This is a genomic window from Rhizobium sp. LCM 4573 (genome assembly GCF_001854865.1).
Taxonomy (GTDB): Bacteria; Pseudomonadota; Alphaproteobacteria; order Rhizobiales; family Rhizobiaceae; genus Neorhizobium.
Window position 1 is genome coordinate 350,770 of record NZ_MDDW01000004.1, and the last position, 20,774, is coordinate 371,543.

At 60.2% G+C, this 20,774-nt stretch carries 20 protein-coding genes; 6 read left to right on the forward strand and 14 right to left on the reverse strand.

Annotation, left to right across the window (positions count from 1 at the left end; all coding sequences use genetic code 11):
- Window positions 1-12 precede the first annotated feature (12 nt).
- The 3 genes from LCM4573_RS10665 to LCM4573_RS10675 all read right to left on the reverse strand — a co-directional run bounded on the left by LCM4573_RS10665 (window position 13) and on the right by LCM4573_RS10675 (window position 3,667).
- A complete protein-coding gene (locus LCM4573_RS10665; RefSeq protein ID WP_071006239.1) occupies window positions 13-873 on the reverse strand; it encodes a branched-chain amino acid ABC transporter permease in 861 nt (286 codons plus the stop codon).
- 143 nt (window positions 874-1,016) lie between these two features.
- On the reverse strand, window positions 1,017-2,192 hold the full coding sequence (locus LCM4573_RS10670) for an ABC transporter substrate-binding protein (protein ID WP_071006240.1): 1,176 nt from the start codon (window positions 2,190-2,192) through the stop codon (window positions 1,017-1,019).
- A 305-nt stretch (window positions 2,193-2,497) separates the two neighbouring features.
- Entirely contained in the window at window positions 2,498-3,667 is a 1,170-nt protein-coding gene (locus tag LCM4573_RS10675) for an ABC transporter substrate-binding protein (RefSeq protein ID WP_071006241.1), read from the reverse strand.
- A gap of 483 nt (window positions 3,668-4,150) precedes the next feature.
- On the opposite strand from LCM4573_RS10675, the gene LCM4573_RS10680 reads away from it, so the two are divergent.
- The 5 genes from LCM4573_RS10680 to LCM4573_RS10700 all read left to right on the forward strand — a co-directional run bounded on the left by LCM4573_RS10680 (window position 4,151) and on the right by LCM4573_RS10700 (window position 7,783).
- Window positions 4,151-5,170, forward strand: coding sequence for a LacI family DNA-binding transcriptional regulator (locus LCM4573_RS10680; RefSeq protein WP_071006242.1), 1,020 nt, complete (start codon window positions 4,151-4,153; stop codon window positions 5,168-5,170).
- A gap of 73 nt (window positions 5,171-5,243) precedes the next feature.
- Window positions 5,244-6,302 carry an AI-2E family transporter gene (locus LCM4573_RS10685; protein ID WP_071006296.1) on the forward strand — a complete coding sequence of 353 codons (1,059 nt, stop codon included), beginning with the start codon at window positions 5,244-5,246 and terminating at the stop codon, window positions 6,300-6,302.
- 82 nt (window positions 6,303-6,384) lie between these two features.
- A complete protein-coding gene (locus tag LCM4573_RS10690; protein ID WP_071006243.1) occupies window positions 6,385-6,825 on the forward strand; it encodes a DUF2267 domain-containing protein in 441 nt (146 codons plus the stop codon).
- Between the two features lie 24 nt (window positions 6,826-6,849).
- Window positions 6,850-7,314, forward strand: a complete 465-nt coding sequence (locus tag LCM4573_RS10695) for a YbhB/YbcL family Raf kinase inhibitor-like protein (protein WP_071006244.1) — start codon at window positions 6,850-6,852, stop codon at window positions 7,312-7,314.
- 43 nt (window positions 7,315-7,357) lie between these two features.
- On the forward strand, window positions 7,358-7,783 hold the full coding sequence (locus tag LCM4573_RS10700; RefSeq protein WP_071006245.1) for a CBS domain-containing protein: 426 nt from the start codon (window positions 7,358-7,360) through the stop codon (window positions 7,781-7,783).
- Between the two features lie 71 nt (window positions 7,784-7,854).
- Here the strand turns inward: LCM4573_RS10700 and LCM4573_RS10705 are convergent, their stop codons facing one another.
- The 9 genes from LCM4573_RS10705 to LCM4573_RS10745 form a co-directional block, all read right to left on the reverse strand.
- A complete protein-coding gene (locus LCM4573_RS10705) occupies window positions 7,855-9,579 on the reverse strand; it encodes an ABC transporter substrate-binding protein (RefSeq protein ID WP_071006246.1) in 1,725 nt (574 codons plus the stop codon).
- Window positions 9,580-9,656: 77 nt separating this feature from the next.
- A complete protein-coding gene (locus LCM4573_RS27210; RefSeq protein WP_083347391.1) occupies window positions 9,657-10,076 on the reverse strand; it encodes a DUF2160 domain-containing protein in 420 nt (139 codons plus the stop codon).
- Window positions 10,076-10,891 carry a carbohydrate ABC transporter permease gene (locus LCM4573_RS10715; protein WP_071006247.1) on the reverse strand — a complete coding sequence of 272 codons (816 nt, stop codon included), beginning with the start codon at window positions 10,889-10,891 and terminating at the stop codon, window positions 10,076-10,078. Before LCM4573_RS10715 ends, LCM4573_RS27210 begins: the two co-directional genes overlap by 1 nt.
- A gap of 8 nt (window positions 10,892-10,899) precedes the next feature.
- On the reverse strand, window positions 10,900-11,769 hold the full coding sequence (locus LCM4573_RS10720) for a carbohydrate ABC transporter permease (RefSeq protein WP_071006248.1): 870 nt from the start codon (window positions 11,767-11,769) through the stop codon (window positions 10,900-10,902).
- A 1-nt stretch (window position 11,770) separates the two neighbouring features.
- Window positions 11,771-12,841, reverse strand: a complete 1,071-nt coding sequence (locus LCM4573_RS10725; RefSeq protein WP_071006249.1) for an ABC transporter ATP-binding protein — start codon at window positions 12,839-12,841, stop codon at window positions 11,771-11,773.
- A gap of 8 nt (window positions 12,842-12,849) precedes the next feature.
- Window positions 12,850-13,929: an ABC transporter ATP-binding protein gene (locus LCM4573_RS10730; protein ID WP_071006250.1), complete on the reverse strand. Its 1,080-nt coding sequence runs from the start codon at window positions 13,927-13,929 to the stop codon at window positions 12,850-12,852.
- Window positions 13,930-13,981: 52 nt separating this feature from the next.
- Window positions 13,982-15,535 carry a glycerol-3-phosphate dehydrogenase gene (gene glpD, locus LCM4573_RS10735; protein WP_071006251.1) on the reverse strand — a complete coding sequence of 518 codons (1,554 nt, stop codon included), beginning with the start codon at window positions 15,533-15,535 and terminating at the stop codon, window positions 13,982-13,984.
- Between the two features lie 43 nt (window positions 15,536-15,578).
- Window positions 15,579-16,355, reverse strand: coding sequence for a DeoR/GlpR family DNA-binding transcription regulator (locus LCM4573_RS10740; protein WP_071006252.1), 777 nt, complete (start codon window positions 16,353-16,355; stop codon window positions 15,579-15,581).
- Between the two features lie 109 nt (window positions 16,356-16,464).
- Window positions 16,465-17,097 (reverse strand): LysE family translocator, encoded by a 633-nt coding sequence (locus tag LCM4573_RS10745; protein ID WP_071006253.1) that lies wholly within the window; start codon window positions 17,095-17,097, stop codon window positions 16,465-16,467.
- Window positions 17,098-17,292: 195 nt separating this feature from the next.
- Here LCM4573_RS10745 and LCM4573_RS10750 point away from each other — a divergent pair, with 195 nt between their 5' ends.
- Window positions 17,293-18,438: a helix-turn-helix transcriptional regulator gene (locus tag LCM4573_RS10750; protein WP_071006254.1), complete on the forward strand. Its 1,146-nt coding sequence runs from the start codon at window positions 17,293-17,295 to the stop codon at window positions 18,436-18,438.
- 44 nt (window positions 18,439-18,482) lie between these two features.
- Here the strand turns inward: LCM4573_RS10750 and LCM4573_RS10755 are convergent, their stop codons facing one another.
- Both LCM4573_RS10755 and LCM4573_RS10760 read right to left on the reverse strand, forming a co-directional pair.
- Window positions 18,483-19,718: a Gfo/Idh/MocA family protein gene (locus LCM4573_RS10755; RefSeq protein ID WP_071006255.1), complete on the reverse strand. Its 1,236-nt coding sequence runs from the start codon at window positions 19,716-19,718 to the stop codon at window positions 18,483-18,485.
- A gap of 260 nt (window positions 19,719-19,978) precedes the next feature.
- A complete protein-coding gene (locus tag LCM4573_RS10760; protein ID WP_071006256.1) occupies window positions 19,979-20,644 on the reverse strand; it encodes a TetR/AcrR family transcriptional regulator in 666 nt (221 codons plus the stop codon).
- Window positions 20,645-20,774 lie beyond the last annotated feature (130 nt).

Genomic DNA, 20,774 nt, shown 5'->3' on the forward strand with positions numbered 1-20,774 from the left:
GCGAAATGGCGTTCATCGTCCGGCCCCCCGCGCGAAGAGACCGTTCGGGCGGATAATCAGCATGATGATCATCAGCGCATAGATCACGAATGGGCCGATGGCCGGCACGTAATATTTTCCCGCAACATCGGCGATGCCGAGCAGCATGGCCGCGAGGAACGGGCCGGAAATGGTCGACGTGCCGCCGACCGATACAACGATCAGGAAGTAGATCATGAACGTGAGCGGAAAATTCGGGTCGAGTCCGAGGATTTCCGCTCCCATGGCGCCCCCGAGGCCGGCAAGGCCGGAGCCAAAGGCAAAGGTGAGTGCGAACACGAAGGAGACGTTGATGCCGAGYCCCATCGCGACGCGCCGGTCATCGACGGCGGCGCGAAGGCGGCTTCCGAAGCGCGTCCTGGAAAGGATGAGCTGAAGAGTCACGGCAAGCACGGCGCAGACGACGATGGTGAAAAGCCGATAGCGTCCTATCCCGGCCCCGAGGATTTCCATGCGCCCCGAAAGCTCGGGGGGCAGGTTGATGAGCTGCTGTTGCCCGCCCATGAAGTAATCGGCGGCGGCGACCGACATGAAGACGATGCCTACGGAAAACAATACCTGGTCCAGGTGACTCCCCTGATAGAGCCAGCGATAAAGCGTCCGCTCCAGGATCGCTCCGATGACGGCGGTCGCCAGGAATGCCGCCGGCAGGCACCAGTAGAACGAGATGCCGTAACGGTTCATCATCACGACGGTAATGTAGCCTCCAGCCATGGCAAACGCGCCATGGGCCAGATTGATGAAGTTCATCAGACCGAGCGTCACCGTCAGCCCGCAGGCCAGAATGAACAGCAGCATTCCGTACGCGATACCGTCGAACAATATTGTCAGCATTGGCTCTTCTTCTGAAGCGCCCGCCGTTCTGGGTCGGGCAAGCGTTAACTGGCAACCGCATCCTGCCTCGCCTTCCGATAGTCGAGGAAAGACAGGAACAAATCAGGCTGGCGAGGAACTCCTTCGCCAGCCCATCCCGGTGACTACTTGGCTTCTGCCTTTTCCGGGTCTTTCAGTGCTGCGAAGGTCTCGAACTCCACATTGTGCAGCTCGCCATCCACTTCCTTCACTTCGCGCATGTAGATGTTCTGGATGATGTCGCGGGTTTCCGGATCGATCGAGACCGGACCACGCGGACTCGTCCAGGAGAGGCCTTTCACCGCCTCCATAAAGCCCGGACCAGCTGTGTCACCCTTGGTCTTCTCAAGCGCGGCATAGATCAGCGCCATGCTGTCATATCCCCCAACGGACATGAAATTCGGCCGCATGCCGTTATTGGCCTTCTCGAAAGCGTCGACATAGGCCTTGTTTTCCGGGCTGTCGTGGGCCGTCGCATAAAAATGGCCGGTGATCGTGCCGAGTGCGGGCTTGCCCATGCTGTTCAGGATGTCGTCATCGGTAACGTCGCCGGTGGCGATGAGCTTGATCCCGGCTTCCGCCAGGCCGCGATCGGCGAACTGCTTCATGAACAGCGAGCCGACGCCGGAAGGCAGGAAGACGAAGACCGCATCCGGCTTGGCATCGCGCACGCGCTGCAGGAAGGGCGCGAAATCGGGATTCTGGAGCGGCACGCGGACAGCCTCGCTGACCTCGCCACCTTTCGAGGTGAATTCCTTGGTGAACCACTTCTCGGCATCGAGGCCGGGGCCGTAGTCGGAGACGAGCGTCACCACCTTCCGGATGCCGTTCTGAGCCGCCCAGGTTCCGACGGGAAGCGAATATTGCGGCAGAGTGCCGGAAGTGCGGGTGATGAATTCCGACGCCTTGGTAATGGCCGCAGTGCCGGCGGACGTGACGACCATGGGAACCTTGGCCTGGGTGGCGACCGGGGCAACCGCCATGGCAAGCGGCGTCAGCCCACCGCCGGCAAGCACCTGCACCCCTTCATTGACGACCAGTTCCTGCGCAATGCGGCGTGTCTGGTCTGCGACGCCGGCGTCGTCGCGGATGATCAGCTCGACGGTCTTGCCGGCGACAGTGTTCCCTTTCATTTCCATAAAGGTCTTGGCGCCGGCGGAAACCTGCCGGCCGGTGGATGCGAACGGGCCGGTCATCGGCAAGATGAGGCCGACCTTCACCACCTCCTGCGCCGCCGCCGGCAGGGCGCCTGCCAACGCCATCACCAGGCTCGCTGCACCGAGCAACATTCCTCTCACCATGAATTCCTCCCTCCCAGGTTTTTGATAGGCTTGCGACTGGTGCCGTTCATAAGAAGCGGCGCAGCCAGGCTCGCATCTTCACTTCATCCCGCTTGTGAACCACCCCCGTAAAGCAAGCTCTCCGGCGTGGCGTCTGCGGCATTCCTCCTCGATCATTCCTCTGCGATCCCGCCTGAAAGCATGCCAGATCCTAGCTCTGCCGCGTTCTCGATGTTTCATCATATCGCCAACCACGGCTATAAGTTCTCGCTATAGCAGGGATTCGGCCCATCGATCCGCCCGCTCGAYGGCACGAAGGGACCGTCTCATTTGGCAACGACATTCGGATCGCGAATCTTGGGATACGTCGCGAACTCGACATTGTAGAGTTCGCCATCCACTTCCTTCACTTCGCGCATGTAGATGTCCTGCACGATATCGCGCGTGGCCGGATCGATCGCGATCGGTCCCCGTGGGCTTATCCACTCCATGCCTTTCATGRCTTCCATCAGCTTCGTGCCATCGGTATCCCCACCGGTCTTCTCCAGAGCGGCATAAGCCAGATGCATGGCATCATAGCCGCCGACCGACATGAAATTGGGACGCATATTGTTGGTCTTGCGGACTTCCGACACGAAAGCCTCGTTTTCTGGGCTCTGGTGATTGGCCGAGTAGAAATGTCCGGTGATGACGCCCTTGGYGGCAGGACCGATCCCGTTCAGAAGGTCATCGTCAGTCACGTCACCGGTAGCGATCAGCTTGATGCCGGCCTCCGCCAGGCCGCGATCGACGAACTGCTTCATGAACAGCGAGCCGACGCCCGAGGGAACGAAAACGAAGACCGCATCCGGCTTGGAATCGCGCACACGCTGAAGGAAGGGGGCAAAATCCGGGTTCTGGAGCGGCACGCGCACGGCCTCCACGATTTCCCCGCCTTCTTTCTTGAACTGATCGGTGAAGCCCTTCTCGATATCGATGCCGGGACCGTAATCGGAAACCAGCGTCACCACGCGTTTCAGGCCGTTCTGAGCGGCCCAGGTGGCGACCGGCACGGCCGATTGCGGCCCAGCCATGCTTGTCCGCACGTAGTATTCGGACTGCGGCATGATCGCCGACGTCGTGGCTGAGGTGATGATCGCRGGGATCTTGGCCTGATTGATGACAGGTGAAACGGACATGGCAAGCGGCGTCAGTCCGAAGCCCATCAGCATCTTCACGCCTTCATTGACCACGAGTTCCTGTGCGATGCGCCGCGTCTGATCCGCGACGCCGGCATCATCCCGCAACACCACTTCGATCTTCTTACCCGCGACCGTATCGCCCTTCAGCGACATATAGGCTTTGACACCGGCGTCCACCTGTCGCCCGGTCGAAGCGAAGGGACCTGTCATCGGCAGAATCAAGYCGATCTTGACGGTTTCCTGGGCCAYTGCCGGTAAAGCCACGAAGCCGGCAAGCGCAATGCCAGCTGCCATCAACCCTCTTCTCGTTACCATTTCTGCTCCTCCCTGAGCTTAAGTGGCGCCTCTTACGCCCGGCGACCTCCTGCGCCGAGCTTATTCAATGCTATTTCACGATGGCACTGCCCGTTATGACGGCAGGTTTCTCGCTATTGTATACATTCTATCTCTTTCCGGAGCTTGTTGGAGCACGAACATCCGGGTCCGCACTCTCCGAAGCCTCCGCCACTCCTTCGAAATTTAAAGCAGCACCTACATCGATCAAACGTACACGCATGACCGCGACCTTCCTCCTCTTTCCCGGCTTCAAGGTAAGGCCTGTATACAAGAAGTGTCAATATGAAGCCGCCCAAGAGGCAGCCAGCGGGCGCTCTTGCAAAATCCTCGAGAGAATCGCCTGGACGCTCTATTCGATTTTCATTTTTTCCTCACATCGGCTATCCCGCTAAGTCGGAACATGATGCGGTGATCGGGCGGCGTTGCTCATCAGACATTTCATGGCCTGACAGGCGGGTTCACATGGGCGATCGACCGAAGATCAAGGACATTGCAGAACTGGCGGGCGTCTCCGTCGCCACGGTTTCCCGGGCGCTCAGCGATAGCGATCTGGTGACCGAGGAGACCCGCAGGCGCATTCACGAACTGGCGCGCCAGATGGATTACCGTCCGAATGTCAGTGCCCGTAATCTCCGCACCCGTAAATCCCAGGCCGTACTCCTCGTCGTTCGGGATGTCGGCAATCCGTTCTATCTGGACATCCTGAAGGGGGTCGAAGCGACAGCGCGCGAGGCCGGCTACGCGGTATTGATGGGAAATACCGAGAACGATGCCTCCCGCGAGGCCGAATATTTCAACATGCTGCGTGACGGGCATGCCGACGGCATGATCCTGATGACCGGAAAATTGCCCTCCGCAAGCGAGGAGACGATGCGTTTCCGGGCCGACCTTCCGGTGGTCGTCGCACTTGAACTCGTTGGCGACTCAAGCTTTCCCCATGTCCAGATCGACAATGTTGCCGCCGCGCGCGAGGCGGTCGAACATCTCATCACGCTCGGCCACACGCGGATTGCGCACATCACCGGCCCCGTTCCCGAGATCCTGAGCGTTCACCGCAGAGAAGGCTATCGGCAGGCGATGCGCGAGTCTGGTCTGAGGATCCCCGAGGGCTACGAGGTGCGCGGCGATTACCTCCTGGGAAGCGGGCAGGAATGCTGCCGCAGACTTTTCGAGCTACTCGAACCACCCACGGCAATTTTCGTCGCCAATGACGAGATGGCCTACGGCGCCGTGCACGAGTTGCGTAGATTGGGCCACAACGTGCCCGAAGATGTCTCCGTCGTGGGCTTTGACGATCTCTACTTGAGCAAGGCTTTCTATCCGCCGCTGACGACTGTCAGCCAGCCGCGCACCGAAATCGGCCGCACGGCAATGACACTGCTTCTGAAGATATTGGCAGGCAGCGAGAACGGCTGGCGGGATCCCGTAGTATTGCCCACCACACTGAAGATCCGCGGCAGCACAGCGGTCCCTCGAAATTGACTTCCGCCAAGCGGCCGGAACGCATCGTTGAATTATGCCGTTATCCGAGCGTTTCGCGATCGGAGGCATCGGAATGCCCGTGCAGCATATCAGCTTCTATGTCCTCCTCATTCTGGTGACGATCGCCTTCATTGCTGTCATCTTGCCCTTCTACTCCGCTGTTTTCTGGGCTATCGTGCTGGCGATCATCTTCTTTCCGGTCCATGCGCGGATCGAAAACTACCTCGGCGAACATCGGAATGCCGCCGCGGCGCTCTCCGTGCTCATGTGCCTCTGCCTCGTCATCATTCCGGGACTGGCGATTCTGAGTTCGCTGATCCAGGAGGGAAATAGCCTTTATCAGCGCGTCAGCAGCGGCGAGATCGATCTGGGCAACCTGCTCCGGCAAGCAGAAGAGATCCTGCCCCTGTTCGTTCGCGAATGGCTTCATTCGCTGCAGGTGAATGGTTTTGCCGCCCTGCAGGAGCGGCTTTCCTCGGCCTTCATGCAGGGCGGGCGCTTCTTCGCCGGGCGTGTTCTGACGATCGGCCAGAACACGTTGCAGTTCTTCGTCACCTTCGGGGTGATGCTTTACATGCTCTTTTTCTTTTTCCGCGACGGTCGTTTTCTCGCCCGCACCATCAGGCGCGCCGTTCCCTTGAGCGAAAAGCATACCCGGCAGTTCGCCTCGAGGTTCACCTCTGTTATTCGCGCCACGATCAGAGGCAATATCATCATCGCGGTCATACAGGGCATGATCGGTGGGCTCGCCTTCTGGACCCTCGGCATCGAGCCGGCCCTGCTATGGGGCGTGCTGATGACTTTCCTCTCCTTGCTTCCGGCTGTCGGAGCAGCACTCGTATGGGTTCCCGCCGCGCTTTATCTCGCTTTGGCCGTTTCCTGGATCAAAGCCGCCATTCTGGTGTTCGTCGGCATCTTCGTCATCGGCCTTGTCGACAACCTTCTGAGACCCCCGTTGGTCGGCAAGGAGACCAGGCTTCCGGACTATCTCGTACTGATCTCGACGATCGGCGGCATATCACTACTGGGCATAAACGGCTTCGTCATCGGGCCGCTCGTCACCGCTCTCTTCATAGCTGCCTGGGGCATCTTCATCGAAGAAAGGGGACCGGAGGAGATCACCCGCGACTAAGCCTTCGGCAAAACAAAAACGCCAAGGAACCATGCCCTGAAAAGGTAGTTCGACGGGTAAAACATCGTGATGGAGGTGAGTCATGAGTGCTACGGGTATTCAAGTCTTCGACAAAACCCTGCAGATCACCAATACCTGGCTGGACGATCTCATGGAGGATCACGGACCGGACCGCCAACTTGCCTGGCACATGCTGGGTGCCGTGCTGCATACACTGCGGGACAGGCTGCAACCCGATCTCGCCGCCCACCTGTCGGCACAATTGCCGCTCTTGGTGCGAGGCGCTTATTACGACCGCTACGAACCCTCCAAACAGCCGACCCGCTCGCGATCGCTGGATGAATTTCTTTCTCAGGTGAACGAGGAACTTTCCTTCTCCCGTCCGGTGGATACAAAGGAGGCGGTACGCTCCGTATTCCGGGTGCTCTCCCATTACATCGATCCGGGCGAAGTCCGCAAAGTTCGGGCTGCCCTACCGCAGGACGTACAGGCGCTCTGGCCCGATCCGGAAAAACTGCACTGAATTCTACAAGCCAGGGAGAGAAAGATGGGTCTCACTCTGATTAGTCCGGCATTCGCGGAAGATGCGCAGATACCGGAGAAATACACGCGTCTCGGCAGAAACCTCATGCCCCCCCTCAAATGGAGCGGCGCACCGGCCGAGGTGAAAAGCTTCGCCCTCGTCATCGAGGATCCGGACGCACCGAGCGGTACTTTTCGCCATTGCGGCGTGTTCAACATCCCGCCGAACTGGAGTGAGCTGCCGGAGAGCGCCGATACCGCTCCGGGCGGAGGCCCTCGTTTTTCCAGGAACGATTTCGGCAACGCCCGTTACGACGGGCCGCAGCCGCCCAAAGGCCATGGCATCCATCACTATCACTTCCGGCTTGCAGCGCTCGACGTGCCGAAGCTCACCGTGCCGGATGCCGCCGGGATAGAGATAATGTGGAAGGAGGCCCGCAAGCACGCGCTTTCCGAGGCGTCACTCACCGGAACATTCGAAGTTCAATAACATTGAAGGCATGCTCGACAATTCAACAAGGGAGGTGTCAGCCATGAAAGTTTCGGAAATCATGTCCCGCGATGTCCAGATCGCGAACCCTCAGCAGACGATTGCCGAAATCGCCCGGATAATGGCGGATCGGGAAATCGGGTTCTTGCCGGTGGGAGAGGATGATCGCCTGGTTGGAACGATCACCGACCGCGACATTGTCATCCGTGCCGTCGCCGATGGTCTCGGAGGCGAGACGAAGGTGCGCGAAGTGATGTCCCGCGACGTCAAATACTGCTTCGAGGACGAGGATGTCGACGAGGTCGCGCATAACATGGGCGATATCCAGGTCCGGCGCCTTCCGGTGGTCAGCCAGGAGAAGCGGTTGACCGGCGTCGTTTCCATAGGCGACGCGGCACTCGCCGAGACCGCTGCCGCCGGCATGGGCTTGAAAGAAGTCGCCCGGCCCGGCGGAGCGCATGCGCATTAACGGGTTGGCGGCAGCCAGTCCCGACCGCAGATGGAAAGGCCGGGAAACCTATTCCCGGCCTTTCCATCACATCAGTTCGACTGCCAGCTCTTCACCAGCTCGTCGTAATTGACCGTGATCGGCTTTTCCTTTTCGTTCTCGATCTTGAGCTGCGGCGCCAGATTGCCTTTCGCCACGGCATCCTTGTTCCAGTATTCAAGATCATGCTCTTCCGCGAGCTTCGGTCCGATATCACCCTGGACGCCCGCCCGTTCGAGGCGCTGAAGGACCTTTTCCTGCTCTTCGCAGAGCGAGTCCATGGCCTCCTGAGGGGTTTTCGCCCCCGATGATGCGTCGCCGATCGCCTGCCACCAAAGCTGAGCGAGTTTTGGATAATCCGGCACGTTGGTTCCGGTCGGCGACCATTGGACGCGCGCCGGCGAGCGATAGAACTCGATCAGGCCGCCGAGCTTCGGCGCCCGGTCGGTGAAGCTTTGATGCCGGATCGTGCTTTCGCGGATGAGCGTCAGCCCGACATGGCTCTTCTTCACATCCACGGTCTTCGACGTGACGAACTGGGCGTAGAGCCAGGCCGCCTTGGCACGGTCCACGGGCGTCGATTTCAGGATCGTCCATGAACCCACATCCTGATAGCCGAGCTTCATGCCGTCCTTCCAGTAAACCCCGTGGGGCGACGGCGCAAAGCGCCACTTCGGCGTGTTGTCCTCGTTGACGACCGGAAGCCCCTCCTTGACCATGTCCGCGGTGAAGGCCGTGTACATGAACATCTGCTGGGCGATTTCGCCCTGGGCCGGAACCGGACCGGATTCGGAGAAGGTCATGCCCTGGGCCGAGGCCGGCGCATAGGCTTTCATCCAGTCGAGATATTTCTGGATCGCATAGACGGAAGYGGGACCGTTCGTGTCGCCGCCCCGCGCCACGCAGGAGCCGACGGGACGCGACTTCTCATCCACCTTGATGCCCCACTCGTCGACGGGCAAGCCATTCGGCAGGCCCTTATCGCCATTGCCGGCCATCGACAGCCAGGCATCGGTGAAACGCCAGCCGAGCGACGGGTCCTTCTTGCCGTAGTCCATGTGCCCATAGACCTTCTTGCCGTCGATCTCGCGTCCGGTAAAGAATTCGGCGATGTCCTCGTAAGCCGACCAGTTGACCGGCACGCCGAGGTCGTAGCCGTACTTCGCCTTGAAATCCGCCTTGTTCTTCTCGTCGTTGAACCAGTCGTAACGGAACCAGTAGAGGTTCGCGAACTGCTGGTCGGGAAGCTGGTAGAGGTCTCCATCCGGTGCGGTCRTGAACTTCAGGCCGATGAAGTCCTGAAGATCCAGGCCGGGATTGGTCACGTCCTTGCCCTCGTTCGCCATCCAGTCCGTCAGGCTGCGTGCCTGCTGGTAGCGCCAATGCGTGCCTATCAGGTCGGAATCGTTGACATAGGCGTCGTAGACGTTCTCACCGGACTGCATCTGCGTCTGCAGCTTCTCGACCACATCGCCTTCGCCGATGAGATCGTGCGTTATCCGGATACCGGTGATAGCCGTAAAGGCCGGCGCCAGCACCTTGGATTCGTATTCATGCGTGGTAATGGTTTCCGAAACAACCTTGATGTCCATGCCCGCTAGGGGCTTGGCGGCGTCGATGAACCATTGCATTTCCTGTTCCTGTTCGGCGCGGGAAAGCGCCGACATATCGCCGACTTCCTTATCCAGGAACTGCTTGGCCTCCTCCATGCCGGCGAAGGCCGAGCCGGTCATTGCCAGCAGCATGGCTGCCGTCGTTGTCATAAGATGCCGTCGCATAGCTAACCTCCCAGTTTGCGAGTGCATTTCTTTAAGCCGGCTGCCGGAGCGGTTCCGGCAGCCGCATTGGCTTTGCCTCATACGAAGCGGAATACGCCGATCGCGTAGACCACCGACAGGGCGAGAGCCCACCACAGGCTGGGCCCTCCCAGGCCCAGCCATGCGAGATGAATGAATGCCGCCCCGAGCAGCGACACGAACAGCCGGTCGCCGCGCGTCGTCTCGAAGCGCAATATGCCTATGCGCGGCGCTCCGCCGGGCCTCGCATATTCCCAGACACCCATCAGCGCGAGCAGCGCGAATATGGTGAGGAAGAACATGGCCGTCGGAAACGACCATGCCATCCATCCGCCGGGCACCAGCGGCGCGAACCAGTCCCGCTCGCCGTCCTCGACCGGCAGTGAGATGGCAAGCGCTGCGGCGGCAAGGCCGTAGACGAGAAGAACTGCCGCAAGGGCAATGGGCCAGCGCCTGTTGCGATTGGGTATAGTGGCCATTACACCCTCCCCAGGGCGAAACCCTTGGCGATGTAGTTGCGGACGAAATAGATCACCAGCGCACCGGGAATGATGGTGAGCACGCCGGCTGCGGCCAGCACCCCCCAGTCGAGCCCGGAAGCGGAGACCGTCCGCGTCATGGTTGCGGAGATCGGCTTGGCGTCGGTGGTCGTCAGCGTGCGGGCGATGAGGAGTTCCACCCAGGAGAACATAAAGCAGAAGAAAGCCGCCACCCCGATTCCGGAGGCAATCAGTGGCATGAAGATCTTCACGAAGAACCTCGGGAAGGAATAGCCATCGATATAGGCCGTCTCGTCGATCTCCTTCGGCACGCCAGACATGAAGCCTTCCAATATCCAGACGGCCAGCGGCACATTGAACAGGCAATGGGCGATCGCGACCGCGATATGGGTATCGATCAGCCCGAAGGCGGAATAGAGCTGAAAGAAAGGCAGAGCGAAAACCGCGGGCGGCGCCATGCGGTTGGTGAGCAGCCAGAAGAACAGGTGCTTGTCGCCAAGAAAGCGGTAGCGAGAGAAGGCATAGGCTGCCGGCAGGGCCGCCAGAACCGAGATGACCGTGTTCATCACCACGTAGATGATGGAATTGATATAGCCGTTATACCAGGAGGGATCGGTGAAGATCACCCGGTAGTTCCGGAGCGTGGGGTTCTGCGGCCAGAGCGAGAATGCGCCGAGGATTTCCGAATTCTCCTTGAAGCTCATGTTGATGAGCCAATAGATCGGCAGGATCAGGAAGAGAATGTAGATCGTCGGGATCAGGAAGCCGAAGCGGCTGCGGGTTTCCATGTTCATCCCCCTCCTCAGCCTCTCTCGGCATCGCCCTGCGTCATGACGGTGTAGAACACCCATGACAGCAGCAGGATGATCAGGAAATAGACGATCGACATCGCCGCCGCCGGCCCGAGATCGAATTGCMCGACCGCCATCTTCACGAGATCGATGGAGAGGAAGGTGGTCGAGTTGCCCGGCCCGCCGCCGGTGACGACGAAGGGTTCGGTGTAGATCATGAAACTGTCCATGAACCGAAGCAGCACGGCGATCAGCAGCACCCTCTTCATTTTAGGCAACTGGATGAAGCGGAACACCGACCAGCGCGAAGCTCCGTCGATCTTGGCCGCCTGATAGTAGGCGTCCGGGATGGAGACGAGGCCGGCATAGCACAGCAGCACCACGAGGCTCGTCCAGTGCCAGACATCCATGACGATGATCGTCGCCCAGGCATCGGACGCATCCTGCGTGTAGTTGTAGTCGAAGCCGAGATTGTTCATCGTGCGGCCAAGGAGCCCGATGTCGACACGGCCGAAGACTTGCCAGATGGTGCCGACGACGTTCCATGGGATGAGCAGCGGCAATGCCATCAGCACCAGGCAAACAGGGACCCCCCAGCCCCTTTTCGGCATGTTGAGAGCAATCAGGATTCCGAGCGGCACCTCGATCAGCAGGATGACGAGGGAGAAGATGAGATTGCGAACGAGCGCATCCCAGAAGCGGTCGGATTCCAGGACATCGGTAAACCAATCGGTCCCCGCCCAGAAGAACTCGTTGTTTCCGAACGTATCCTGCACCGAGTAGTTGACGACCGTCATCAGCGGGATCACCGCCGAGAAGGCCACCAGCAGCAGCACCGGCAGCACCATGAACCAGGCCTTGTTGTTCCAGGTCTTGTCCATCTCAGCTCTCCATTCCCACCCGCCAGGAATCGGCGAAGATTCCGATCGCGTCGCGCCTGAACGTCACGCGCGGCTCGGCTGGTATTGTCCGACCTTCCGGAATGACGATCGACAGCGCGTGGCCGCAGAAGGTGGCACGCACGATCTTCTGCCGTCCGATATCCTCGACCTTGTTGATGGTGACCGGCATGCCCACACTGTCAAGTTCGACGAATTCCGGCCGGATTCCGAGCTCCAGCCTGCTGGCGCCGTTGATCTTCGGAACTCCCGAGAGCGGTATGGCCTGATCTCCCACGCTGGCCCTCGTTCCTTCGATGGCGACGGGCATCAGGTTCATCCCCGGCGAGCCGATGAAATAGCCGACAAAGGTATGGCGAGGTCGCTCGAACAGTTCCGCCGGTGTGCCGATCTGAACGATCTGCCCGTCATGCATGACGACGACCTTGTCGGCGAAGGTGAGCGCCTCCGTCTGGTCATGCGTGACATAGACCATGGTGAAGCCGGATTGCCGATGCAGCCGCTTGAGCTGCGAGCGCAGCACCCATTTCATATGCGGATCGATGACCGTCAGCGGCTCGTCGAAAAGGATGGCGTTGACATCCGCCCGCACCAGCCCGCGGCCAAGCGAGATCTTCTGCTTCTGGTCGGCGGTCAGTCTTTGCGCCCGCCGTCCCGCCATTCCCGCAAGATCGGTCATTTCGAGAATTTCGGCGACGCGCTGCTTCACCTGCGCCTCGGGAACATGGCGGTTGCGAAGCGGGAAGGCGAGATTGTCGAACACGGACATGGTGTCGTAGACGACGGGAAACTGGAAGACTTGCGCGATATTGCGCTCCTGCGTCGAAAGACCGGTGACGTCGGCACCGTTGAACAGGATGCGCCCCTCCGAGGGCTGCAGAAGCCCGGAAATGATGTTGAGAAGGGTCGTCTTGCCGCAGCCGGAAGGGCCAAGCAGCGCATAGGCGCCGCCATCGTCCCATTCGTGGTGAACCTCCTTGAGAGCATAATCCCCCGCCGCGGCGGCCTTCGCGCTGTAGRCATGGCGGATATGTTCGAGGTTGATGCGTGCCATGACCGCCCCTACTCCTGCCGCGCGAGCGCCAGCGAACGCCCCGTCTGTTGGTCGAATGCCATCAGATGCGACGTATCGATATGGACGTCGATCGGTTGGTCCGGATCGATGTTTTGGATGCCGGGTGTCAGCATGACCCATCGCGCCCCCGCAAAATCGAGATGGATGAAGCTTTCCGAACCGGCGATCTCCGAGACGAGCGTGCGCGCGGATAGCCGTGTCGTCGCTCCGGCATCGGGCTTGAGAAAGAGATGGTGCGGTTGGATCGCCACGGTAACCGGCCCCTCCGGAATACCCTGGAGATGCCCTGGCACCGGAATGGCGATCCGCTCGTCGAGGAGGAACCGGTCCCCCGATCGAACAAGGTCGATCGTGTTAAGCGGCGGATCGGAAAAGGTCCGGGCGGTGATGAGATCGATGGGTTCGCGATAGACCCGGATCGTCTCGCTGAACTGCGTCACCCGGCCTTCGCTCAAGGTCGCTGTATTGCCGCCGAGGAGAAGCGCTTCCGAAGGCTCGGTCGTCGCATAGACGAAGATTGCGCCGGATGCCGCGAAGATCTTCGGCAGCTCTTCGCGCAACTCCTCCCGAAGCTTGTAGTCGAGATTGGCGAGCGGCTCGTCGAGCAATACCAGATTGGCATTCTTGACGAGTGCGCGGGCTAGCGCTGTCCGCTGCTGTTGACCGCCGGAAAGGTTGAGAGGAGTGCGGTCGAGATAAGGCGTCAGCCGCAGGAGGTCCGCGGCCTTTCTCACCTCCCGATCGAGGGTTGCGGCATCCTTGCCGGCGATGCGCATTGGCGAGGCGATGTTCTCGTAGATCGTCAGAGCCGGGTAGTTGATGAACTGCTGGTAGACCATCGCGATGTTGCGCTTTTGTACCGGCACGCCGGTCACATCCTCGCCATCGAAGAAGATCGAGCCGTTGGTCGGCTTGTCCAGGCCAGCCATCAGCCGCATGAGCGACGTCTTTCCGGAAAGCGTCGGCCCGAGCAGAACGTTCAGCGTTCCGTGCCGCAATATCAGATCGGTCGGGCGAATATGGTATTCGCCACCCACCATCTTCGAGACGTTACGCAGTTCGAGCATTGATTCCTCGGGCCTCCTCCAACCCTCGGCTCTGCATGGAGATGGGAACGCCTCAGGCGGCGCGCCGAACCCCCGCCATGTATTCCTCCAATCCCGCGGCCTCCTCCGCCGACAGGAACAATCCCTGCTTGGTGCGACGCCAGAGGACATCCTCCGCCGTCTGCGCCCATTCGTTTTTCATGAGYCAGAGCACTTCGGCCTCGTAAAGCGTACCACCAAAATAGCGGCCGAGCGCTGTATTTGTCGTCGCCGAACCGAGGATGTCCGCGGCCCTCGCGCCGTAAMAGCGGACGAGACGCTCTGCATGGGTCTCCTCGACGAATGGGTATGACGCCCGCAACGATCTTACCTGCGCGGGATAGCCATCAACCGGAAATTCGCCGCCAGGCAGCCGGCTCGTTGCCGTCCATGGGGCTCCCTTTGCGCCAATCGCCTCGGCGACCCGCTCCAGCGCATGTTCCGCCAGCCGGCGATAGGTCGTGAGCTTTCCCCCGAAGACGTTGAGCAACGGAGCGCCTTCGCCCTCGTCGAGCTTCAGGACATAATCACGGGTCGCCTCCTGCGCCTTCGAGGCTCCGTCGTCATAAAGGGGGCGGACTGCGGAATAGCTCCAGACGATATCCTCCGGCTTCACCGGTTCGGAGAAATACTCGCTCGCCGCATCGCAGAGATAACGGATTTCCTCCCCGCTGATCTTCGCATCCTTTGGGTCCCCGACATAGTCGCGGTCAGTCGTGCCGATGAGGGTGAATTCCCGCTCGTAAGGAATGGCAAAGATGATGCGGTTATCCGGGTTCTGGAAGAAATAGGCGCGCGGATCGTCGAATTTCCGGCGCACGACGATATGGCTGCCCTGGACGAGCCGCACATTGTGAACGCCATTGCGGCCGAAAGTGCCCGCTAGAACCTGATCGACCCACGGACCGGAAGCATTGACCAGCATGCGCGCCTGATGGACGTTGACCGCGCCACTCGCGGTGTCCTTTACCGAGATCGACCAGAGACCGCCTTCACGGCGCGCGGAAACGACCTTGCTGCGCGTGAGCACCGTTGCGCCGCGGTCGGCCGCATCGCGGGCATTCAGCACCACCATGCGCGCATCATCCACCCAGCCGTCGGAATATTCGAATGCCTTGCCGAAGACGGGCTTCAAAGGCCGGCCGGCCGGATCGCGCCGCAGATCGAGCGTGCTCGTCGCAGGCAGCAGCTTGCGGCCGCCAAGGTGRTCGTAAAGGAAAAGCCCGAGCCGGATCAGCCATGCAGGCCGGATGCCGCCTTTCTGATAGGGCAGCACGAAACGCAGCGGCCAGATCACGTGCGGCGCCATGGCCCAGAGCACCTCCCGCTCCATCAAGGCCTCACGCACCAGGCGGAATTCATAATGTTCCAGATAGCGCAAGCCGCCGTGAATGAGCTTGGTGGCTCCGGACGAAGTTCCGGACGCGAAATCGTTCATTTCCGCTAGAGCGACGGCATAGCCGCGTCCCGCGGCGTCGCGGGCTATCCCGCAGCCGTTGATGCCACCGCCAATAACGAAGATATCGTAAACCGAAGACGCCACAATCCCTCCCTTCGCACCAGCCGGGTGCGAAAGCGAAACTGACATCCATTAGAAACGAAAGAATATGAATGTCAATCGAACCTTCGAACTACGCCTCGTGAACTTTGCCTGTTTCGATCAAGGCGACGTTACTCTCAGCGCAAACACGTCTTATGGAGGTGACCGGACAGTGGTCCGTGATGAAGGTGTTGACCTGTGAAATACGACCTATGCGGACCGGAGCGGTCCTTTCGAACTTGGTGGAATCGGCCACGAGGATGACATGCCGCGCATTGGCGATGATGGCCTGTGCGACCTTCACCTCGCGGAAATCGAAATCCAGGAGCGATCCGTCCGTGTCGATCGCCGAGACGCCGATCACCGCATAATCGACTTTGAACTGGCGGATGAAATCGACCGCTGCTTCCCCGACGATGCCGCCGTCCGAGCCTCGAACCACCCCGCCGGTAATGACCACTTCGATCGACGGCACCGGCCGCAAGCGGTTGGCCACATTGATGTTATTGGTGATGACCATCATCTCGTGATGATTGGCGAGAGCCTCCCCCACCGCTTCCGTGGTCGTGCCGATATTGATGAAGAGCGACGTGTTGTTGGGGATCAGACCGGCTGCCGCAGCACCGATCGCCTGCTTTTCCGGCGCGGCAATCTGCCGGCGCGCCTCGTATTGCATGTTCTCCRTGCCGCTCGGGAAAACGGCGCCCCCATGGATGCGGTTGAGAACCTGCCCTTCGCACATCTCGTTGAGATCCTTGCGGATCGTTTGCGGCGTCACGGAGAACCGGACGGCAAGATCCTCAACGACGACACGGCCGCTGGTCTTTGCGAGTTCGAGGATCTCCATCTGCCGATGCGTGAGATACATGCCGGACTTTCATTATCGTTTCGATGTTTTCGTATTTTGCATGATGCTGCAAAATATCGAAACCATCCAGAGCGTATTTGGGATTTTCCGCACCGGGCAACCGACGCGATCAGAAACCAGGCCGGATTTCCAGGGAGTTCATGATCGAGGAAACCGCAAAGAGGCAGAGGAAGCCCGCCGCAGCGACACGGAAAAGGCCTTGGCGGCGCAATATGGCCGCTCGGGCCGGCGGACGTGAAAGGATCGTTGCAACCAGGAAATACCAGGTGAGATTGGCGAGACAGATGACGAGCGCCAGCATGAAAACCATGGCGGGTGTGCGCAGTTCGAACCAGGGGCCGGCAAACATGCTCGCCGCRAAGGCAGGCGTAAACGGCGACGACATGGCGGTCATGGCGCCGGCAACGACCAATGTGCGCGATCCCCTGCATTCACACGACCGGCTTGCCGGGTAAAGAGGCATCCTGATCATGGCTGCCGCCATGCATAAAAGCACGACCGCGCCCGCCTGCTGCAGAAGCATTGGAGACAGGGCGGAAAACAGGCTTCCGCTCGCCAATCCCAATAATGCCACCACGCCGCCCGTCCCGGCACCGATGCCGAGGATGAAAGGCAGGGTCCGGGCGATCCCGTGAAGCGCCGCCAGGCTGCCGGTCGCCAGCATGATCGAGCCCGGCGTCACCATGACGAGCGCATAGGCGAACAGAAACTGAAACATGGCGCTCGATGGCGCGATTGACATGACGCCTCCTCCACGGTGTCCGAGGACCCGGCCTTACCCGCATTTTCGGCTGTCCCCCGCCGGGTCCTGCCGGGCACCGCAAGCCAACCATGGGTCTCACACTTGCGCATCAGCCGTTTGGAGGAGAAATTACGGAGTTATCCGGCCCTCGCAGCAACCTGAGCAAGAGCAGAGGGGCAGGGATGGAGGCCGATCATGAGCAGCCGACTGCCCGAGCATCAATTCTCCGAACTGATCGGAATGATTTACGACTGCACCCTCGACCCATCCCGATGGGAAGCGACGATCGCTGCCATCAAGGACGTGTTCCAGGGAGAATCGGTCATTCTTTCACTCAACGATTTACGCACCGACCGTCTCCTGATCGACAAGAGCGTCGGATGGACCCCGGAATGGCGGCAGCGCCGCGACCGGCATCTGGCGGAAATCCATGCGCGGCTTTCGGAATGGCTGGCGGTATCGCCTTCGCTCGACACGCCTTTCATCGCCTCCCGCCACCTGTCGCAACAACACTTGGCCAACTCCGCCTACATGAAGGAAGTGCTGGCGCCGCTCGGGATCGCGGACGTCATGCATATTTTCCTGATGCAGACGCCCACGCATGTTTCCGAACTCGTCGTCATGCATCATCAAAGCTACGGCATCGCCACCGAACGGGAAATCGAGCTCGCAACACTCCTGCTGCCGCATCTGAGGCGCGCGGTAACGATCAGCCGGGTTCTCGAGGCCAAGGAAATCGAGAACAATCATCTCGCCGGAGCGCTCGATGCTCTCGATTGCGGCGTCGTGCTCACCGACAGAAACGGAGCCATTCTTTATCCGAACCGCACGGCCGAGAAGATGCTGCGCAAGGGCAATACCCTGCAGGATATCGGCGGCGTTTTGAGAGCGCGCAATCCTGCCGCTTCGCGGGAACTCAGAACCGCGATAAAGCTGGCGGCGGAAGATGAGACGGCAATCGGCGCGACCGGCCTTGCCGTACACCTCAATGCACCCAGCGAACAGCCGATCGTCGCCCATGTGCTGCCGATGGCCGGCAGCGACCGGCGCAGGGACATGCGGCCGGACGCCGTTGCCGCGATCTTCATCGGCACGCCGCCGGATGAAGGAACTGCTGCCGATACGATTGCCAGGACATTCCAACTCACCCGGGCGGAAAAGCGTCTTCTCGTGAGCCTTCTCTCCGGGCAGACGCTTGCCGAAGCCGGGCAGTGTCTCGATATCGCCCCGAGCACTGCGAAGACGCATCTCGCCAGCATCTTCTCAAAGACCGGCGTCTCCCGACAGGCTGAATTGATGCGGCTTGCCATGCAGGTGCTGCCGCCTGCCAGATCGCCGTAATGGCTGATCGCGGCCCAGGACCAATCAATTGGTCCAGGCATTTCTCACGCCGGCAACGGCTGCACCTGCGTTGCTCCACCCCTCAGCGAACTTTCCAGAGCCGCGACGCCGCAAAGCACGGACATGGCGCCCGCGCGCGAACCCGCACGCTGGCGCAACCGATCGTTCGACCCCGGCTTGAAGATCATGTCGCGCATGCGGTTGTCGCCGCCATAGTGCCCGCCGGGCTCGTGCGGCACCCAGATGCGCTCCACGCTGCCACCGAAACTCTTGACCAGCAGGATTTCGTCCGCCGGCGGTTCGGTCCAGGGCTGCTTTTCATATTGCCGCATCTCGATGCGGCCACGATGACCGTTGAACGCGATATGGTGGCCCTCGATCGGCATATAGGTGTTGAGCGAATAGGAAACCTGCACGCCGCTGGCATAGCGGATCGAGGCCGTCATCGTATCTGGAATGTCGATCTCCTCGCGGAAGACGCAGGCGTCACGAAAATAGCCGTCCACTTCGGATGGTTCCTCGTAGAGCGTATCGAGGAAGGGATCGTCCGAGAGGTCGAAATAGTAATCGCATTCCCCCTTGTGCGGGCAGGTGCGACAGCGCTCTCCGCGGAACGGGCCGTTGCGGCCGTAATGCAACAATTGGCCGAAGCCCTTCACCTCCACCGGATCTGAATCCAGGAACCAGTTGAGCAGATCGAAGTGATGGGTGGCCTTATGTACGAACAGGCTGCCTGAGCGGTTCGTGAAGGCGTGCCAACGGCGGAAGTAGTCGGCACCGTGCTGATTGTCGAGATACCAGTGAAAATCTACCGAGGTAACCTTGCCGATCGCACCCTCGTCGATCAGTTCCTTGATGCGGGCAGCCGTCGGCGAGAAGCGATAATTGAAGGACACGTCGACACGGCGCCCTGTGCGGGCCTCCGCCTCGCGGATGCGGGCGATCTTTTCCGGCGTGGTCGCCATAGGCTTTTCGCTGATGACGTCGGCGCCGGCTTCCAGCGCTCGCACGATGATGTCGTCATGCGTGTCGTCCGGCGTGCAGACGATCGCGAGATCCGGCTTCACCTCGGCCATCATGCGGTCGAAGTCCTCGTAGAGCGGAGCGGATGAGCCGATCATCGTGCGCGCGCGCTCCGCCCGCATCAGGTTCACATCGCAGATACCGACCAGCTCCACGAACTCGTCCCATCCCGCCAGAAGGTCGCGCCCCCACATGGTCGTGCCGCGATTGCCTGTGCCAACCAGCACGTAGCGCTTTCGCTTGTGAATCTTGGACATGCCGTTTCTCTCTCCCTCGAAATCACTCAAAGACCTGGCCGAACCGCTCCACGACCGCTTCAGCCTCGTTGATCGGTCCCCTCCCCCAGACGGCCAGCTTCAGCGACGTCACCTCATCCCAATCTTGTAACCATTTGGTTATTTCTGAATAGCAAAGGCGGTTTCTGTCAAGCCCATTTCGCCCCTCTCTGTCCGGCAATGACTTGAGCTGGAACAGGCGCTGCGGCAGGCAGCATGTCGCAATAGATTGAGACTTAAGCTTATTGGGGCCTGACGCTCGCCAGAACCGTATCGGCGATATGCTGACCCCATCGGTCGAGTTCGTCCGGTGCGACCAGATCGCGCTGGAAGATCGTCGACAGAGTGAACCGGTTCGAAAGATAGAAACAGCTCAGCGATGCGATCGTCAGATAGACGTCGATCGGATCGAGCCCGCTACGGAACTCCCTGCTTTCCGCGCCGCGCCGAAGCACGTCCGCAAGCTCGGAAATGAAGTTGGAATGCAGCTCCAATATGCCTTCCGACCGGCGAAGATAGCGCGCCTGATTGAGATTTTCGGTCGCCAGAATGCTCAGGAACTCGGGATGATCCAGAAAATAGTGCCAGGTGAAGAGCGCCAGCTCCCGCAGACCGTCGCTGGGTGCCCGCTTCGTCAGATCGAGCCGATGTTCCGCATGGCGGATATGCCGGTAGGCGTCCTCCAGAACCGCGAGATAGAGCGCATCCTTGTCACCGAAATAGTGATAGATCATCCGCTTGTTGGTGCCGGCCCGGCGCGCTACGACATCCACCCGGGCACCGGCCAATCCCTTGGCCGCCACCTCCCGGCGCGCCGCTTCCAGAATGGCGGCGCGCGTGCGCTCCGGATTGCGCGATTGTGTCGCCTTCACCCGGCGCGATTCTTCCTTGCCGACGGCTTCACTCATCCCGACACAGCTTCGCTCTTGCCCTAGATCTTGCCTGCGGCGACCGCTTGACAATGACGTTGATCAATGTTCCCATGTAACCAAATAGTTATAAAACGGCAATAGTCGTTTGCTCTCATCATCAATTGGC

What these genes read in the sequence shown, in the direction of transcription:
- LCM4573_RS10760 (WP_071006256.1), bottom strand. Translation starts at nt 20,644, where the DNA reads ATGAGTGAAGCCGTCGGCAAGGAAGAATCGCGCCGGGTGAAGGCGACA.
- LCM4573_RS10670 (WP_071006240.1), bottom strand. Translation starts at nt 2,192, where the DNA reads ATGGTGAGAGGAATGTTGCTCGGTGCAGCGAGCCTGGTGATGGCGTTG.
- LCM4573_RS10700 (WP_071006245.1), top strand. Translation starts at nt 7,358, where the DNA reads ATGAAAGTTTCGGAAATCATGTCCCGCGATGTCCAGATCGCGAACCCT.
- LCM4573_RS10715 (WP_071006247.1), bottom strand. Translation starts at nt 10,891, where the DNA reads ATGAACATGGAAACCCGCAGCCGCTTCGGCTTCCTGATCCCGACGATC.
- LCM4573_RS10685 (WP_071006296.1), top strand. Translation starts at nt 5,244, where the DNA reads ATGCCCGTGCAGCATATCAGCTTCTATGTCCTCCTCATTCTGGTGACG.
- LCM4573_RS10690 (WP_071006243.1), top strand. Translation starts at nt 6,385, where the DNA reads ATGAGTGCTACGGGTATTCAAGTCTTCGACAAAACCCTGCAGATCACC.
- LCM4573_RS27210 (WP_083347391.1), bottom strand. Translation starts at nt 10,076, where the DNA reads ATGGCCACTATACCCAATCGCAACAGGCGCTGGCCCATTGCCCTTGCG.
- LCM4573_RS10730 (WP_071006250.1), bottom strand. Translation starts at nt 13,929, where the DNA reads ATGCTCGAACTGCGTAACGTCTCGAAGATGGTGGGTGGCGAATACCAT.
- LCM4573_RS10680 (WP_071006242.1), top strand. Translation starts at nt 4,151, where the DNA reads ATGGGCGATCGACCGAAGATCAAGGACATTGCAGAACTGGCGGGCGTC.
- LCM4573_RS10750 (WP_071006254.1), top strand. Translation starts at nt 17,293, where the DNA reads ATGAGCAGCCGACTGCCCGAGCATCAATTCTCCGAACTGATCGGAATG.
- LCM4573_RS10695 (WP_071006244.1), top strand. Translation starts at nt 6,850, where the DNA reads ATGGGTCTCACTCTGATTAGTCCGGCATTCGCGGAAGATGCGCAGATA.
- LCM4573_RS10755 (WP_071006255.1), bottom strand. Translation starts at nt 19,718, where the DNA reads ATGTCCAAGATTCACAAGCGAAAGCGCTACGTGCTGGTTGGCACAGGC.